The sequence below is a fragment of the Sphingobium sp. TCM1 genome, from assembly GCF_001650725.1.
GTDB lineage: Bacteria > Pseudomonadota > Alphaproteobacteria > Sphingomonadales > Sphingomonadaceae > Sphingobium.
On record NZ_LXVX01000011.1, the window covers coordinates 126,504 to 143,870 of the forward strand.

Annotated in this window: 14 protein-coding genes; 10 read left to right on the forward strand and 4 right to left on the reverse strand. The window is 63.4% G+C overall.

From position 1 onward, the window contains the following. Window positions 1–3 precede the first annotated feature (3 nt). Window positions 4–2,379, reverse strand: a complete 2,376-nt coding sequence (locus tag A7Q26_RS08185) for a TonB-dependent receptor (RefSeq protein ID WP_066858892.1) — start codon at window positions 2,377–2,379, stop codon at window positions 4–6. Between the two features lie 309 nt (window positions 2,380–2,688). Between A7Q26_RS08185 and A7Q26_RS08190 the strand changes: the two genes are divergently transcribed. The 5 genes from A7Q26_RS08190 to A7Q26_RS08210 all read left to right on the forward strand — a co-directional run bounded on the left by A7Q26_RS08190 (window position 2,689) and on the right by A7Q26_RS08210 (window position 8,615). Then, a complete protein-coding gene (locus A7Q26_RS08190) occupies window positions 2,689–3,741 on the forward strand; it encodes a LacI family DNA-binding transcriptional regulator (RefSeq protein WP_066859046.1) in 1,053 nt (350 codons plus the stop codon). A 458-nt stretch (window positions 3,742–4,199) separates the two neighbouring features. Next, window positions 4,200–5,480: a CmpA/NrtA family ABC transporter substrate-binding protein gene (locus A7Q26_RS08195; RefSeq protein ID WP_066859047.1), complete on the forward strand. Its 1,281-nt coding sequence runs from the start codon at window positions 4,200–4,202 to the stop codon at window positions 5,478–5,480. Window positions 5,481–5,497: 17 nt separating this feature from the next. After that, complete coding sequence (gene ntrB / locus A7Q26_RS08200; protein WP_066858893.1) at window positions 5,498–6,448, forward strand: nitrate ABC transporter permease; 951 nt, start codon at window positions 5,498–5,500, stop codon at window positions 6,446–6,448. Window positions 6,449–6,465: 17 nt separating this feature from the next. Continuing rightward, window positions 6,466–7,269, forward strand: coding sequence for an ABC transporter ATP-binding protein (locus A7Q26_RS08205; protein WP_066858894.1), 804 nt, complete (start codon window positions 6,466–6,468; stop codon window positions 7,267–7,269). 68 nt (window positions 7,270–7,337) lie between these two features. After that, window positions 7,338–8,615 (forward strand): alginate export family protein, encoded by a 1,278-nt coding sequence (locus A7Q26_RS08210; RefSeq protein WP_066858895.1) that lies wholly within the window; start codon window positions 7,338–7,340, stop codon window positions 8,613–8,615. Window positions 8,616–8,684: 69 nt separating this feature from the next. Here the strand turns inward: A7Q26_RS08210 and A7Q26_RS08215 are convergent, their stop codons facing one another. The 3 genes from A7Q26_RS08215 to A7Q26_RS08225 form a co-directional block, all read right to left on the reverse strand. After that, window positions 8,685–9,785, reverse strand: coding sequence for a PepSY-associated TM helix domain-containing protein (locus A7Q26_RS08215; RefSeq protein ID WP_066858896.1), 1,101 nt, complete (start codon window positions 9,783–9,785; stop codon window positions 8,685–8,687). Further along, the gene (locus tag A7Q26_RS08220) at window positions 9,785–11,953 is read right to left on the reverse strand and encodes a TonB-dependent receptor (RefSeq protein ID WP_066858897.1); all 2,169 of its coding nucleotides are present in this window, start codon (window positions 11,951–11,953) and stop codon (window positions 9,785–9,787) included. The genes A7Q26_RS08215 and A7Q26_RS08220 overlap by 1 nt, the downstream gene beginning before the upstream one ends. A gap of 97 nt (window positions 11,954–12,050) precedes the next feature. Beyond that, window positions 12,051–12,704, reverse strand: coding sequence for a YjbE family putative metal transport protein (locus A7Q26_RS08225; RefSeq protein ID WP_066858898.1), 654 nt, complete (start codon window positions 12,702–12,704; stop codon window positions 12,051–12,053). A gap of 282 nt (window positions 12,705–12,986) precedes the next feature. On the opposite strand from A7Q26_RS08225, the gene A7Q26_RS08230 reads away from it, so the two are divergent. From A7Q26_RS08230 to A7Q26_RS08250, 5 genes are read left to right on the forward strand one after another with little or no spacing between them, the layout of a single operon-like run. Next, window positions 12,987–13,646 (forward strand): hydrolase, encoded by a 660-nt coding sequence (locus A7Q26_RS08230; protein WP_066858899.1) that lies wholly within the window; start codon window positions 12,987–12,989, stop codon window positions 13,644–13,646. A gap of 43 nt (window positions 13,647–13,689) precedes the next feature. Then, window positions 13,690–14,529 carry an alpha/beta fold hydrolase gene (locus tag A7Q26_RS08235; RefSeq protein ID WP_066858900.1) on the forward strand — a complete coding sequence of 280 codons (840 nt, stop codon included), beginning with the start codon at window positions 13,690–13,692 and terminating at the stop codon, window positions 14,527–14,529. A gap of 21 nt (window positions 14,530–14,550) precedes the next feature. Next, window positions 14,551–14,748: a DUF1427 family protein gene (locus tag A7Q26_RS08240; protein ID WP_066858901.1), complete on the forward strand. Its 198-nt coding sequence runs from the start codon at window positions 14,551–14,553 to the stop codon at window positions 14,746–14,748. After that, a complete protein-coding gene (locus A7Q26_RS08245) occupies window positions 14,745–16,670 on the forward strand; it encodes an amidohydrolase (protein WP_066858902.1) in 1,926 nt (641 codons plus the stop codon). Before A7Q26_RS08240 ends, A7Q26_RS08245 begins: the two co-directional genes overlap by 4 nt. After that, complete coding sequence (locus A7Q26_RS08250) at window positions 16,667–17,365, forward strand: YoaK family protein (protein ID WP_066859048.1); 699 nt, start codon at window positions 16,667–16,669, stop codon at window positions 17,363–17,365. Before A7Q26_RS08245 ends, A7Q26_RS08250 begins: the two co-directional genes overlap by 4 nt. Window positions 17,366–17,367 lie beyond the last annotated feature (2 nt).

Here is a 17,367-nt window from a genome sequence, read left to right on the forward strand (position 1 = left end):
CAATCAGAATTTCACGCCCAGGGTGGCGCCGAAATAACGATCCGCATCCTTGTTGAAGGTGCCGACCAGATCATAGTTGCCGCCCAGGAACGAGGTGTGGCCGATGCTGGTCAGGTAGTTTTCGTCGAACAGATTTTTGACGAACAGGGTCAGGCTGTAGCGGCCGTCAATCTGTTTCACGCCGATGCTGGCGTCCACCAGCGTATAGGCGGGCTGTTCCAGCAGCCTGTCCTGCTCGACCGAGAAGTTCATAGCGCTCTGGAAATTGACGCCCACCTGCGCGAAGCCGGCATAGTCGGTGCCTGGAATGTTCGCTTCGTAACGCGGCGCGATGCTGATGCGCCATTTCGGGCTGACGGGCAGGGTCGCGCCGCGCAGATTTTGCGTCGGGGTGACTCCGGCAGCGGCGCGGTAGCAGATGTTTGTCGGCGATCCGGACATGATCGGTGCGGTGGCCGCGATCTGCTGCGGGCAGTTCAGGCCATCGATGTCGATGCGCGCGTCCGAATAGGTCACGGCGCCGGTCAGGCTGAAATGATCGTCGGGACGCACCGTCGCCTCGACCTCGAACCCCTTGGTGCGAGACTTGCCGGCATTGGTGGATACAAACTGGACCACGCCCGATGCGATGTCGGACCGGTTCGCCTGGACCTGAAGATTGGTATAGTCCGCCAGGAACAGCGCGGTGCTGACGCTCAGTACGCCGTCGGCGGTACGGCCCTTGAAGCCCAATTCATATGCGTTGACATGTTCCGGTTCCAGCACGGTCTGGTTGGCCAGATTCGTGGAAATTTCCATGTCATAGCCCAGCCCCTTATAGCCGCGGGTATAGCTGCCATAGACCTGTGCATTGCGACTGAATTCATATTGCAGGCCTGCCTTGCCGGTGACGGCGGTGTCGTCGGCGGAGACCGAACCGCTGGTCGATGCGTTGCCAGGAAACACCACGTCGCCCGCAACGATCGGTGCTGTGCGGGTGCCGCTGTTGGTGCCTTTCTCATATTGCACGCGAAGGCCGCCGATCGCCTTGAGGCCGCCGATGATGCGATAGTCGAACTGGCCGAAGGCGGCGATGCTGTCCTGCTTCAGGCGAACATTGCTCGCGGCGGATTGCCAGACGATGTTGGCGGTGGCGCAGGGCTGGCCGAAGGTGCCGGCGGTGCAGCGGGCGCGGCGGCGATCGAAGGGACGCTCTATGTCCGAATGCATGTAGAAGACACCGGCGACATAGTTGAGGTCGCTGTTGCCGTTGTTGGCGATGCGCAGTTCCTGGCTGAAGGCGGACAGGTCCACGACACCATGGTTCTGGCTGAAATGGGAATAGGTCGCGCCGGCCCCGACGAACAGCGGCACGTTGCTGTTGATGCGTTCGATCGGCTGGTTCACGTCCAGATAATATTTCTGGTATGCGGTGATCGACGTGATGGTTGACTCGCCCAGATCCCAGTCGGCCTGGAGCGAATAGGTCTGCTGGTCGCTGTTGGAATAGGTGACGGTCTCGTCATTCAGCGTGCGGTTCTCGCGCGTTGCATTGATCGGGCCGACCAGAGATTGGAGATTGGGATTGGTGATCGCAATCCAGGTCGACGCGCAGCAGTCCGCTTCGGTCTTGCGATATTCGGCCGCGAACAACAGATTCAGGTTGTCGGTCGCGTCCCATTCCAGCTTGCCGCGCACGCCCCAGCTCTTCGAACCATTGTCCCAGCCGCCGGTGGCGATGTTGCGGGCGATGCCGCGCACGTCATTGTAGAAGCCGGTGACGCGAGCACGCATCGTGTCGCTGATCGGGCCCGACACGGTGCCGCGGACGCGATATTCACCATGTTCGGCGATGGTCGCTTCGGCGCGGCCTTCGAAATCGCGCGAGGGACGGGCGGTGGTGACGTTGACCACGCCGGCGGTCGCGTTCTTGCCGAACAACGTGCCCTGCGGGCCACGCAGCACTTCGACGCGCTCGATGTCGGCGAGGTCGGTGAAGCCCTGGGTCTGGCGCACGGCGACCACGCCGTCGACGACGGTCGAAACGGACGATTCGACGCCCTGGCCGAACAGGGCGGTGCCGATGCCGCGAATGCGGAAGCTGCTGTTGGTAGGCGTGGCGCCCTGTTGGAAGGTGAGCGACGGCACCGCCTGCACTAGGGAACTGCTGTCATTGATCTGGCGATTGGCCAGCGTATCGGCGCCTACGGCGGTGACGGCCAGCGGTACATCCTGGAGGCGCTCGGCGCGCTTTTGCGCGGTCACCACGATGTCGGTGCCGTCCAGCGCCGCGGTATCGGCGCCCTGGTCCTGCGCGAATACGGCCATGGGCGACATGACAGCGCCAAGCACGATCGCAGATGCGCTGGCATGGCTCAGGATATTTCTGGAAAAACGCATTTTTGCCTCCCCTATCTCGCCCGGACGATTGTGCACCGGCGCGCTGTTGTTCAAATCCCGGCGGCGACCGAAGCCGGCGACGCCCTCACGCTATTCGCTTGCGCAATTGTAGCGCTAAATGTTCGACGCATGAGTTGGAGTCAAGTCAGAATTTTAGCGCTATAACTGCAGGCGGCAAGTTGGATGAAACGACGGCTCTGGCGGCATTTGCCATTGCGCATATTTTAGCGATAAATGACAGGTGCGGGCGCGGGGGCGTTCACCGAGCAGGCCGACATCGGTCGCCCAACGGAAAACAGGGAGTTCACCATGGCCCGTCCGGGTCGCCGTTCCAGCCAGGCCGTCACGATCCAGACCGTTGCCGATCGCGCCGGCGTTTCGACCATGACCGTGTCCAATGTCCTCAACAACAGCCACAAGGTGCGGGAAAAGACGCGTGAACTGGTGATGGCTGCCGTGCGCGAACTGAACTACATACCCAATCTGGCAGCCCGTTCGCTGGCCAGCGCGGCGACGATCCGGATCGGCCTGTTGCACCGCAATATCGAGAATGCCTTTCTCAGTTCCATTCTGGTTGGTGCGCTTGACGCTACCAGCCAGTTGGGCGCGCAATTGCTGCTGCGGCGGCTCGACAGCGCGGCGCCGGTCGAGATTGCGCGACAGATGAAAGCCCTGGTGGACAGTGGCGCCAATGCCATCCTGATCGTGCCGCCCTATTGCGAAGTGGCCAGCATGTTCGGGCTGACGCGCGATGTTCCGGTGCCCGTCATCGCCATGTCGCCGGGCGACGAATTGCCGGGCGAATATTGCGTCCGGATCGACGATCGTGAAGCGGCGCGCGAAATGACCGCCTATCTGATCGGCCTGGGCCATCGCGACATCGGCTTTATTCGCGGTGGTCCGGGGCATCTGATCCATCGCACCCGATGCGACGGCTATATGGCGGCGCTGAGGGATGCCGGCCTTGATGTTCGTCCGGACCTGATCGTCGAAGGCGACATGAGTTTCGAATCCGGTCTGGCCGCGGGCGAGCAATTGTTGAACCTCGCGCATCGTCCCACCGCGATTTTCGCCAGCAATGATGACATGGCTGCGGCGATCGTGTCGCTGGCGCACCGACGGGGTCTGGACGTGCCGCGCGACATTTCTGTGGTTGGCTTCGATGATACTCCCATAGCAGTCAAGATCTGGCCGCCTTTGACCAGTGTGCGGCATCCCGGCGCGCGGATTTCGGCGGAAGCGGCGACGCAGGCGGTGGCGCTGGCGAGGAGTGCGGAAACGCTCCCTGCGCCCTCGACAACATATCTGCGCCATGAACTGGTGATCAGGGAATCCACGGCATCACCTTCGCTGGATGGTTAGCCCCGGACCAGTTGCATATACATCCTGATCCGATCCGACGATCGTGGTTCGTCTCGAACATTGATCGGTTGCGAACGGTATGGAGGCGGAGCACGGCCGCCTGTCGTCAATCGCGAACCGAATGCAATTTGTGCAACGCAAAAATTTCGCTTGCGACTCGAATGAAAGGGTGACAGCTTGCATGTCATCGAAGCAGGGGCGCTTCGATCTATAGACTGATGCTCGCCGATGACGGCAGGCTCAGTTCCGTTCCTTCACAGGATCGATCAGGCAATGATGCCGCCCGGACAGGTCTTGCGACCTTGGTCCTGGCGGCTTTTTTATTTGGTTTTCCGCCAGCGGCCTGCGGCTGCCGGGCGGCTCTCAAGAACATCTTTCGCGCGCCGGATCGGTTTCCGGCGACGGACGGCCGCGCCCGTGCGCGGCTGATGACGAGCAACAGGGAAGGACATTGGGGAATGGCAGAGGGGGACAATCGGGATAGCGTCAGCCGGCGCGGTCTGCTCAAGACCAGCGGCACGGCGGCGATATTCGCTGCGGTGCAGCAGGCATTTCCATCCGGCGTGTTTGCGGCGGGGTCGGGTCCGGAAGTATCGGGCGCCAAGCTCGGTTTCATCGCGCTCACGGATGCGGCGCCGCTGATCATCGCCAAGGAACTGGGCCTCTTCGCCAAATATGGGATGCCCGACGTGCAGGTGATGAAGCAGGCCAGCTGGGGGGCGACCCGCGACAATCTGGTCCTGGGCAGCGGCGGCGGTGGCATCGATGGCGCGCATATTCTGACGCCGATGCCCTATCTGCTGACGCTGGGCGCGATCGGCAAGGCGACGCCGATGAGCATCCTCGCCCGCCTCAACGTCAACGGTCAGGCCATTTCCGTTTCCAAGGAATATCTCGGGGCGAAGGCCGACCTCAACGCGGCTAAGATGAAAGGAGTTATCGCCCAGCGCAAAGGCGCGGGCAAGAAGATCAGCATGGCCATGACCTTCCCCGGCGGCACGCATGACCTGTGGCTACGCTACTGGCTGGCCGCTGGCGGCATCGACCCGGACAAGGATGTGGAGCTGATCACGGTTCCGCCGCCACAGATGGTTGCGAACATGAAGGCCGACACGATGGACGCCTTCTGCGTGGGTGAGCCGTGGAACGATCAGCTTGTTGCGCAGCAACTGGGCTACACCGCCGTATCGACCGGCCAGATGTGGATGAACCATCCCGAAAAAAGCTTCGCCATGCGTTCCGACTGGGTCGCGAAGCATCCACGGGCGGCGCAGGCGATCACGGCCGCCATCATCGAGGCGCAACGCTGGGCCGACAGTCCGGCCAACACCAGCCAGCTCGCCAGCACGATCGCCGGTCGCGATTATCTCAAATGTCCGGTCACCGACATCGCCGATCGTCTTCAGGGCAATTTTACCATGGGCGACGGGCGCAAATTCCCGAACGCGGCCTTCAAGATGAAGTTCTTCGCCGGCTACGCCTCCTTCCCCTACAAGAGCCATGACCTCTGGTTCCTCACCGAGAACCAGCGCTGGGGCAAGCTGCCCATGTCGCTCGACACCAAGGGCACCATCGCCAAGGTCAACCGCTCCGACATCTGGCGGAAGGCCGCGGCGATGCTGGGGGGCAAGGGGCCGGCCAGCGACAGCCGGGGCGTCGAGAAATTCTTTGACGGCAAGAGCTTCGATCCCGCCAACCCCAAGGCTTACCTCGCCAGCCTGGCGATCAAGCGCGTCTGACAGGGAAGGAAAAGAGCATGGCCTTGCCATCGCCCAACAGCAAGAATGGACCGTCGGTTTCGGCCGGCGCTCCCGCCACCGAACTGGGGGTCATCCTGCCCTATCCCGAAGAGGCGATCGCCCGCCGGAGTTTCGAGCCGGTCGCGGCGCCGGTTCACCCGCTGGTCCGGACCGCCCGGTCCATGGTGGCCAATACGCTGCCGACATTGGTGATGGTCGTGGGGCTGCTGCTGGTCTGGCAGCTGCTCTGCGGCTCGCCGGACGCGACCTTCCCCAGCCCCTACAAGGTCTGGCAGGAAAGCCATGAGGTGATCGTCAATCCCTTCAAGGGGGTCGATTTCGTCGCGATGAGCATCCAGGACGGCGGCGACGTCGGCATTGCCGGCCATGTGCTGACCAGCCTCAGCCGCGTGCTGATCGGCTACAGCATTGCCGCGGTGATCGGCGTGGCGCTTGGCATATTGATCGGGCAAAGCGTTTTCGCCTTCCGGGCGCTCGATCCGTTGTTCCAGGTATTGCGCACCGTGCCGCCGCTGGCCTGGTTGCCGATCAGCCTGGCGATTTTCCAGCAGGCCCAGCCCTCGGCGATCTTCCTGATCTTCATCACCGCGATCTGGCCGGTCATCCTCAACACCGCCGCCGGCGTCCAGACGATCCCGGCCGCCTATCGCAACGTGGCCAAGGTGCTGGCGCTCAATCCGGTCGAATATTTCGTCCGCATCATGCTGCCCGCCACCGTCCCGCACATGTTCACCGGCCTGCGCATCGGCGTCGGCATGAGCTGGCTCGCGATCGTCGCCGCCGAAATGGTGCAGGGAGGCACCGGCGTCGGCTTCTTCATCTGGGACAGCTACAACAGCTCGCTGCTGACCGACACCATCGTCGCGCTGGTCTGGATCGGCATGGTGGGCTTCGCACTGGACCGCATCGTCGCTTTCGCGGGCCGCATCATCGGCCGCGCCGGTTAAAGGGAAAGGACAGGCTCATGAAACAGCGCAGCTATCTCGCGCTTGAGGGCATCACCGTCGAATTTCCGACCAAGGCCGGGCGCTTTTGCGCGCTCGACGGGATCGATCTGGAAGTCGATAAGGGGCAGTTCGTGGCGCTGATCGGCCATTCGGGCTGCGGCAAGTCGACGCTGCTCAATGCCGTCGCCGGGCTGGTCAAGCCGACCAGGGGCGTGATCTTCCTCGACGGTCAGGTGGTGGACGCGCCGGGGCCGGACCGGGCGGTGGTCTTTCAGGACCATTCGCTGCTGCCCTGGCTGACGGTGGAGGAAAATGTCCGTCTCGCCGTCGACAAGACGGCGGACGGCAAGGGCAAGGCCGAGCGCAGGGACTGGGTCATGCATAATCTGGAGCTGGTCCAGATGGCCCATGCCGCCGCCAAGCGCCCAGGTGAATTGTCGGGCGGCATGAAGCAGCGCGTGGGCATCGCCCGCGCCATCGCGATGAACCCGCGCGTATTGCTGATGGACGAACCGTTCGGCGCGCTGGATGCGCTCACCCGGGCGGCGCTGCAGGATGTCGTCATGGATTTGCAGGCCCGGCTCAACAATACCGTGCTGATGATCACGCACGACGTGGATGAAGCGGTGTTGCTGGCCGACCGCGTGGTGATGATGACCAACGGCCCGGCGGCACGGATCGGCGAGGATCGGGCCGTTTCGCTGCCCCGGCCGCGCAACCGGCTCGAAGCGATCGATACGGCCGAATATGCCGAGGCGCGATCGGCCGTCATCCACTTCCTGCACGAGCGCTACCGCAACCCGGCGACACTCGCCGCCTGACATCAAGACCTATGGGGGGATGCCTGGAAGGCCCAGAAAGGGCCATCAGGAGCCAAGAAGGGGGATTTATGCGTAAGGTTTGTTTCTTGTTGTCGGCGTCGATATCCGCCTTGACCGCAGTCGCGACGCCAGCCCTGGCCGACGACATCGTGTTCAAGCCTATTGTCGAGGCGCGTTTGCGCTATGAGGGCGTCGATCAGGCCGGTCCGGCGCCGCTGACCAGCAGCCGCGATGCCCATGCTGTAACGATGCGGGTGCGTGCAGGCGGAGAGATTTCCAAAGGCCCGTTCGCCTTTCTGGCCGAGGCCGAAGGGACGCTGGCCATCGATGAGACTTATAATAGCGGCGTCAACGGCAAGACGCTCTATCCAATCGTACCGGATCCCGAGACTGTCGAGGTGAACCGGGTGCAACTCCAGTACCGCACCAAGCCGCTGGTGGTGACCCTCGGGCGCCAGCGGATCAACCTGGATGACCAGCGCTTCGTCGGCTCGGTCGCCTGGCGCCAGAATGAGCAGACCTTCGATGCCCTGCGCGTCGAATATATGGGCGTGAGGAATCTCAAGGTCGACGTCACCTATGCGATTTCGGCTCGAACCATCTGGGGTATCGACGGCGGCAAGTTCGGCGCAACCCACCGGCCGACGCATATCGACGGCGACAATCTCTTCGCCAATATTTCCTACAAGATGAAGCTGGGAACGCTGACCGGCTTTGCCTATTTGGTCGACCAGGATGAAGCCGTGCTGCCGCTCCGGCGGAATAGCAGCCAGACCTATGGCGTGCGTTTCATGGGCGCGCAGCCCCTCTCGAAGACAGTGAAGCTCAGCTATCTCGCCAGCTATGCGCGCCAGAGCGACCATGCCGCCAACCCCGTCGATTATTCGGCCGACTTCGCGACGGCGGAACTGGCGCTGGATGTCGCCGCGTTCAAGTTGACGGCGGGCTATGAACTGCTGGGGTCGGATTCTGGCGCGACCGGCGTCGCCGGCGGCTTTGCCTTCCAGACACCTTTTGCCACGCTGCACAAGTTCAACGGCTGGGCGGACAAGTTTCTGACCACGCCCGGCACGGGCATTCAGGATTATTATGCGGGCGCTGCGTATACAGTGCCGAAGCTCGGGAAGGCGGGCCCGTTGGTGGCATCCTTCATCTTCCACCGCTTCAGCAGCGACCGGCTGTCGATCCATTATGGTGATGAATATAATGCGCAGGTGACGATGAAGCTGAACAAGCGTCTGAGCGCGCTTGTCAAATATGCCGATTATCAGCGTAAGGGCATCGCCAGCTTCACCGGCGATGCCGACACGAAGAAATTCTGGGCACAGATCGACTACGCTTTTTGAACATCGCGCTCGATGCAGATGCGCGGGATCGGGAAGACCAGTTCCGCGCATCGCTGTCGGACATGCCGGTCAGGAGCTTTGCCGATAGCGGGGGACGGCCGGTCGTCGGGCTGAAGTCCGGACGGCTTTTGGTTTGCGGAACCAGAATGTCCAGACCGCCAGAGACCCCAGGAGCGTCAGGGCAAGGCCGGACAGGGTCATGACGATCCTGAAGGGCAGGCCGCCGACCTTGGCCGCGTGCAGGGGGTAAAGCAGGTTATAGCCGCGCACGGTCATGGGCAGGTCCGCAGCATCGCGACTGGCGACGAGCGCGCCATTGTCCGCCGCGAACCAAAGCGTCGTCCGCCCGTTGGGAAGCCACTCCTCGGGCGATCGCATCCGCAGGGTTATCAGGCCATTATCCTTGCGCGGCAGGCTGATGCTGCGAACCTCCGCATCGGGAAAGCGCGCTCGGGCGGTGCGGATCATCTGCGCCCAGTCGAGCCGATCGTTCAGCTTGGCGGGGCGGGGCGGCGGCCCCTGGAGCGCCTTGTCGATCAGTGCCGGAGCGCCCGGCCCGAACATCAGCGCGGCCAGCGGCCGGAACACCAATATGGCGCCCGTCAGAAGCGAAAGCAGCAGCAAAGGTGCGATGACGACGCCCAGATCGCGGTGATGGCGCACGATCGCCGGCCGGCTCATCCGGGCGGGCCACAGGCGGAATGCGAACGTCTTGCGTGTTTTCCACCAGAGCAGGATTCCGGTCACGACGAAGAACAGGCCGCACACCGCCGCGATCCCGATGACCGTCTCGCCGCTATCACCCGAAAAGAGGTGATGATGCAGGTCGAACATCCAGATTTCGGGGCGTTCCCATTGGCTCTGCCATCGGGTCACGATGGTTCCATCCTGATCGGCATAGGCGCCCGCGCCTTCCTTGAAGGTCAGGCGCAGAAGACCGAAATTCTGCGAAGCGAAAGTCAGCGATTGCGGCTGCGCCACAGGATCGCCCATGACCTGCTGTGTTACCGCCGCCAGATGCGCGGTCTCCTGGACCTGCGCGTCGCCGGCATGGGGCAGCAGCACCCAGCTATCCTTGTGGACAAGCAGCGCGCCGGTAAGGCCGAGGATCGCCAGCACCAGGCCGATGATCCCCCCCGTCCAGCGATGCAGCGTGTCGATCAGCTTCATCAGAACCGATAGTCCCAGGACAAAGTGAAATTGCGCCCGCGACCGGCGAAATAATGGGCATTGTCGGTCGGCCGGACGGTCTGCGTGTAATAGTCGATGTAGAATTTGTCGAAGATGTTCTGGGCCGCCAGAGTGACCGCACCGAAGCTGGTCTGATAGCGCAGGCTGAGGTCGGTGACGTTATAGCCGCCGAAACTGAAGCCCCGATTATAGGCGGCGTTGGCCGGGCTAGTCCAAGGTCGGACCTCAAACTGGCGTGACAGGAAGAATTGCGTCTGGATGCGCGCCGACAACGGCCCGCGCACATAGCTGGCCGCGACATTCAGGCGGTCGGGCGAGATGTTCGCACCGTCGAGGTCGCGGTCCACCTTGTCGATGCCATCCGTGCTGTTGCCATCGGTGCGGCCGATCAGATGGGCATAGCCGGTCGACAGGGTCAGGCCGGGAAGCGGCATCCGGGCCGACAGGTTCACTTCAAGCCCCTGGATCTCGACCCGCTGCCGCTGGATTTCGAAAGGCGCGCCGATGGCGGTCTGCACCAGCAGTGATCCATTCTTGCTCGTCGACCAGAAATAGGCCGCACTCGCATCCAGCGGTCCACGCTTCAGCTCGAATCCGATCTCGCGATTGTTGGAGACGATGGGACTGATGTTCATATAGCTATCGATATCGACGCCCGCCCGGTTTACCGCCCGCGCGATCCGGCCCACATCGGGCACGGTATAGCCTTCGGCATAGCTGGCATAGGCACGGATTCCGGCCCACGGCTCCAATATGACGCCGCCGTTGAACAATGTGTCGTTGAAGGTCGGCGTCCCGCCGGACACCGCAAAGCCTCCATTGTAGCTCGCCAGCGTCCGATAATCGTCGATGGAGACGCGCACATCCTCATGGCGGACACCGCCGGCCAGGCGCAGTTTCTTGTCGAGCAGGGCCAGGTTCAGCTGGGCGAAGGGCGCCAGGCTGCGATAGTCCGTCGGCGGCACCCAAGTGCGGCCGGTGGCGATCAGCCGCTGCTCGGTCAGGTCATAGAGGGCGTCGAAGCCGAGCGTTGCCGTCAGCGCCTCAAAGCCGGGAACAGCGCGTTCATAGCTGATCTTGCCGCCATATTTGCGGCTGCGATTCTGCGACTGGTCGAACAGCGTGCCGATCGGCGCGAGGCTCGCGTCCTGGAAGGTCGCGATCGGCGCGATTTCGCCGCCATAGGTGTCGCGCGAGCGGTTGAAGAAGATCTGCGCGATGAAATTGCCGCCCCACAAATTGGTGTCGGTCAGCGTCAGCGCCGCGCTCTCGGTGCGGTTCTTCGCCGGATCGCCGGGCGGAGTGCCCCGCACCGACGTGGTCGGGCGATCCACGCGGTAATCACCGTCCAGCGCCACATAGTCGCCGTCGCCCTTCAACTCGAAACGGCTCATGGTGAGGTCGAGGCGGGCGCTGTCGCTCAGGGCATAACCGAAACGTCCGAAAAGGGACCAGCTGCGGCTGTCCTGCGTTTCCCCTTGCGTCAGGTCGGTGCCGACACGATCCCCATGGCCATCGTAGAAAGCGCCGCGCTTTTCATAGGCGGCGCCCACGGTCGCGTCCCAGCGACCCGCGCGCCAGCCGATGAGGCCCGCGACCTTGCCGCCGACGCCGTCGCCATGAAAGCCGGTATCGGCATTGCCCTGCACCAGGATCCGGCCCGTGATGCCATCGGTGGTCGGTGGAGCGACGGTCACCTGATTGACGATGCCGCCCGTGCCGCCAATGCCCTGTAGCGCGTTGGAGCCGTAGATCAGCTCGACGCGGTCGATGAAGAAGGGATCGATCGTGAAACCGTCCCGCGCGCCGTCGCGCAGAGGCGCGGTCTGCGGAATCCCGTTGATCGCGTAGAGCGGGGATCGGCCGCGCAGCGTTTCGCCCGCGCCCGACAGCTTCTGGCGTGTCGGCGAGAAGGATGGCGTCAGCGTCGAAACGGCATCGACGATGGAGCCACTGATCGCGACCTGCTGGTTCAACCTTTCCTGGTCGATGACATCGATCGTCAGGGGGAGCGCATTGGCGGGCAGGATAGTGCGGGCCGCCGTGACGATGAGGGCGTCATCCCCATCGCCTGCGGCGGGCGCTTGGGCGAGCGCCGGAGAGCAGGGCGCGGTTGCGCACAGGAGCGGGACGATGAAATGACGCATGAGGACCCCCTGAAAGACGGCGCCATCTACTCAATCCAAGATGATCCTGCAAGTCATTCGCATTCCGGGATGTGCCTTCGACCCGATGACATTCTGGTCATAGCAGCGCCAACAGACCCGTTTCCGGGTCGGTTGCGCCCTCCAGGATCATCTTGCCAGCGACATAGAGGATCACCAGCAGGCCGAAATAGGCGATGGCGCGGTAGCGTTCGATGACGCGCGCCAGCAGGTTCGCCGCCACGCCCATCAGCGCGACAGACAGGACCAGGCCGATGACCAGGATGCCGGGATGCGCGCGCGCCGCGCCGGCGACCGCCAGCACATTGTCCAGGCTCATGGAAACGTCCGCGATGGCCACGGCCCAGGCCGCCTGGGCAAAACCCTTGGGCGCGGCCTTGCCGGCAATATCCTCGCCATACTCCGATGCGCCGCCCGAGCGAAGCTCGCGCCACATTTTCCAGGCGACCCAGACCAGCAACAGCCCGCCGGCGAACACCAGGCCGACCAGCTGCATCAGCTGAGTGACGAGCAGGGCAAAGGCGACGCGCAGGACCAGCGCCGCGACCACGCCGATCGCGATCACCTTGCGACGTGACGCGGGCGGCAGCCCGGCCGCCAGCGCGCCGACGACGATCGCATTGTCTGCGGCCAGCATGATGTCGATCAGCACGACCTGACCGAAAGCTGCCAGTGCAGACGGGGAACCGAGATTGGTGAAGTCGGCGACGATATGCTGCCAGATGTCGTTCATAAAACCCCTCGCCACCGGTCGGGCAGGAGACGCCCGCACCTGAACCAATGGCCGTTGCGTTGCGGGCGGTCCTCATGGCCCCGCCACGGGACGACCGCCGCATAGGCGGCGAAGCTGTCATCAACCTTTCAGATCGGTGGAGCAGCCTGTCCCGATAGGCACCGCCCATCATTTCGACTTTTTTGAAAAGTCCGGACGATTTTATCCGGATTACTGAAGGGATAGTATCCGGCTATCTCTGATGTCACCACTTCGCCACCGCCCATATCGAGGGAGACAGACATGACCATCACCGCCACCCCGACCCCCGCCAAGGCTCTGCTTTCGCCCGATAACCATGCGCTGGTCCTGATTGACTTCCAGTCGCAGATGGCCTTCGCCACCAAGTCGATCGCGCCCGAACTGCTGCGTAACAATGCCGCGCTCGTCGCCAACGCCGCTGCCGGCTTCAATGTCCCTACAATTCTGACGACCGTCGCCGAAAAGAGCTTTTCCGGCCCCATGTTCGATGAAATCACCGACGCCTTCCCAGGTCAGCCCCTGCTGGATCGCACCAGCATGAATACATGGGAAGATGCTGCGGTGATCGAGGAAGTGAACCGCTTGGCCAAGGATCGCCTGGTCTTTGCCGGCCTGTGGACCAGCGTCTGCATCGTCGGACCCGTACTTTCGGCCCTGGAGCAGGGCTTTGAAGTCTATGTCATCACCGACGCCAGCGGCGACATCAGCGAGGAAGCGCATGAACGCGCCGTCGAACGCATGATCCAGGCAGGCGCCCGCCCGATCACCGCGCTCCAATATCTGCTCGAACTGCAACGCGACTGGGCGCGCGCCGAAACCTATGACCTCACCACCGGCATCGCCCGCAAATGGGGCGGCGCCTATGGCCTGGGCATCACCTATGCCAAGACGATGTTCGGCGCCTCCGAGGGTGGTCACTGACCACAAGACCCGGTTTTCAATTTTTCTCTGAAAGGATTGTCCCATGAGCAATTTCATTACCACCAGCGACGGCGTCGACATCTTCTATAAGGACTGGGGCGCGAAGGATGCCCAGCCGATCATGTTCCACCATGGCTGGCCGCTTTCGTCGGATGACTGGGACGCGCAGATGCTGTTCTTCCTGTCGAAGGGCTATCGCGTCGTCGCCCATGACCGTCGCGGCCACGGCCGCTCGCAACAGGTCGATGTCGGCCACGACATGGCCCATTATGCCGCCGACGCAGCCGCGGTCGCCGAGCAACTGGACCTCCGCAACGCGATCCATATCGGCCACTCGACCGGCGGTGGTGAAGTCGCGGCCTATGTCGCCCGCCATGGCCAGCCGCAGGGCCGCGTTGCAAAGGCGGTTCTGGTCAGCGCCGTTCCGCCGATCATGCTGAAGACCGATCGCTATCCCGACGGCCTCCCGATCGAGGTTTTCGACGGCCTTCGCGCCGGTCTCGCCGCCAACCGCGCGCAATTCTTCCGCGATGTCGCCGCCGGTCCCTTCTACGGCTTCAACCGCGAGGGTGCGGACGTGAAGCCTGCGGTCATCGACAATTGGTGGCGCCAGGGCATGATGGGCAGTGCACTTGCCCATTATGAGGGGATCAAGGCCTTCTCCGAAACCGACCAGACGGACGATCTGAAGGCGATCACCGTGCCCACGCTGGTGCTGCATGGTGACGACGATCAGGTCGTTCCCTACCGGAATGCCGGCGTGCTCCAGGCCGAGATCCTGCCGAACGCCACGCTCAAAATCTATGCAGGCTATTCGCACGGAATGCTGACGGTGAATGCCGATGTGCTGAACGCCGACATGCTCGCCTTCATCCAGGCCTGATCGCGAAAGGGGAATGGACGCATGAAGCCCTATCTTCTCTCGCTGGGGGCCGGGCTGCTGGTCGGTCTCGTCTACGGCTTGCTCGGCGTCCGTTCCCCCGCCCCGCCGGTCATCGCCCTTGTCGGGCTGGCGGGGATATTGCTGGGCGAGCAGATGCTGCCTTTCGCCAGTCGCCTTCTGTATTCGTCCCCTGTCGTTCATGTGGAGAATGACGCATGATCACGCGCCGCCAGGCGTTCACCGGCGCCGCCACGACCGCCCTTGTCACCGCCACCGAAAGCCTTGCCATGACCGGAAAAGACCTCCTCATCACCAATGCCAGGGTCACGACGCTGGACCGGGAGAATCCGGTGGCGCAGGCGGTCGCGATCCGCGATGGCAGGTTCCTGGCGGTCGGTGGCGAGCAGGAGGTGCGCGCCGTCGCCGCGCCCGATGCGCAACTGATCGACGCGAAGGGCCGCCGCCTGATCCCCGGACTGATCGACAGCCACATCCATGTCATCCGGGGCGGCCTCAACTATAATATGGAACTGCGCTGGGAAGGCGTGCCGACCCTGGCCGATGCCATGGCGATGCTCAAGCGCCAGGCCGAAAACACCCCGCCGCCCCAGTGGGTGCGCGTGGTCGGTGGCTTTACCGAACATCAGTTCGTCGAAAAGCGCCTCCCCACCATCGAGGAGATCAACGCCGCCGCGCCCGATACGCCCGTCTTCATCCTCCACCTCTATGATCGCGCGCTGCTGAACGCCGCCGCGCTCCGGGCGGTGGGCTATGACCGGAATACGCCGAACCCGCCGGGCGGCGAGATCGTCCGTGATGCGCAGGGCAACCCGACCGGGCTGCTGCTGGCCCAGCCCAATGCGACGATCCTTTACGCGACCCTGGCCAAGGGGCCGAAGCTGCCGCCCGAATATCAGCTCAACTCCACCCGCCATTTCATGCGCGAGTTGAACGCGCTCGGCGTCACCAGCGTCATCGATGCGGGTGGCGGCTCGCAAAATTATCCTGACGACTATGAGATTATCGAAAAGCTGCACAAGGATGGCGATCTCACCCTGCGCATCGCCTATAATCTCTTCACCCAGAAGCCGAAAGAAGAACTCAGGGACTTCGCTACCTGGTCGACCCAGATCAAGCCGGGCGACGGCGACGATAGCTACCGACACAATGGTGCGGGCGAAATGCTGGTGTATTCGGCCGCCGACTTCGAGGATTTTCGCGTCGCCCGCCCCGACATGCCGCCGGAAATGGAAGGCGATCTGGAACCCGTCATTCGCCTCCTCGCCGAAAGGCGCTGGCCCTGGCGGATGCACGCCACCTATGACCAGACGATCGGCCGCGCATTGGATGTGTTCGAGAAGGTCAATCGCGACATTCCCCTGGCAGGCCTGAACTGGTTTTTCGATCACGCCGAAACGATCAGCGATCGCAATATCGATCGGATCGCCGCGCTGGGCGGTGGCATCGCAGTCCAGCATCGCATGGCCTTCCAGGGCGAATATTTTGTCGAACGCTATGGCGCCAGGGCGGCCGAGGCGACCCCGCCGATCAAGCGGATGATGGCGGCCGGCGTGCCCGTGGGCGCCGGCACCGACGCCACTCGCGTCGCCAGCTACAATCCCTGGGTGTCGCTGTCCTGGCTGGTCACGTCGAAGACGGTCGGCGGTCTCGCCCTCTATCCGGTGCGCAATCGCCTCGACCGCGAAACCGCGCTGCGCCTCTGGACCGAGAAGAACACATGGTTCTCCAACGAGCCGGGCAAGAAGGGGCAGATCAAGAAGGGGCAACTTGCCGACCTGGCGCTTCTCTCGGATGATTATTTTGCCGTGCCAGAGGATGAGATCGCCCATCTCCGCTCCGTGCTGACCCTGCTGGGGGGCAGGATCGTCCATGGCGAGGGCGATTATGGCCCGCTGGCACCGGTTATGCCCAAGGCGATGCCGGACTGGTCGCCTGTTGCGACCTTCGGCGGCTATCATCGCAAGGATGAAACGGCGAAGAAGTTGGCTTCGGCCTGCGGCTGCGCCTCTTCCTGCGGCGTCCATGGTCATGATCATGCCGCTGCGCTGGGCGCGAACGTTCCCGCGGCCGATGTCCAGAGCTTCTGGGGGGCGCTGGGCTGCGGTTGCTGGGCGGTATGACCATGGATCGCGCGCCTTCGCCCTTGCCCTGGCTCCTGCTTCTGCTCTCGGTCACGACCGGACTGGTCGATGCGATCAGCGTGTTGGGCCTTGGCAAGGTGTTCACCGCGAACATGACCGGCAATATCGTCTTCCTGGGTTTTGCGGCTGTCGGTACGCCTGGCTTCCATGCGCCGTCCTACCTCGTCGCCATCCTCGCCTTCCTGATCGGCGCGCTGGTGGCGGGGCGGGTGGGGCGGGGCCATGCCGGCCTGCCGTTGCGACGCTGGCTGCTGGTCGCTGCACTGGTCGAGGCATCGCTGCTCTGGATCGCCGCAGGCGTCGCCACCGGCTTCGACATGGTCCGCCAGTCCCCGGATGGGCATCTCTATGCCATTATCGCGCTGACCGGCATAGCCATGGGTTTCCGCAACGCCACCATCCGCTCGCTCAAGGTGCCCGATCTCACGACCACCGTCCTTACGCTCACTCTCGCCGGCCTGGCGGCCGATTCGGCGATGGCGGGCGGCGGCAACCCCAACATGGCGCGCCGCATCGGCAGCGTCGTCGCCATCCTGCTTGGCGCTGCGCTCGGCGCCTGGCTGGTCATGGGGCACGGCCTGGTTTTGCCGCTGATCCTCGCGGGAGCGCTCGTGCTGATCGGGACGATCGCCTGCATGATACATCCGGAAGCGGCGCGCCCGGCCGTCTCCTGATC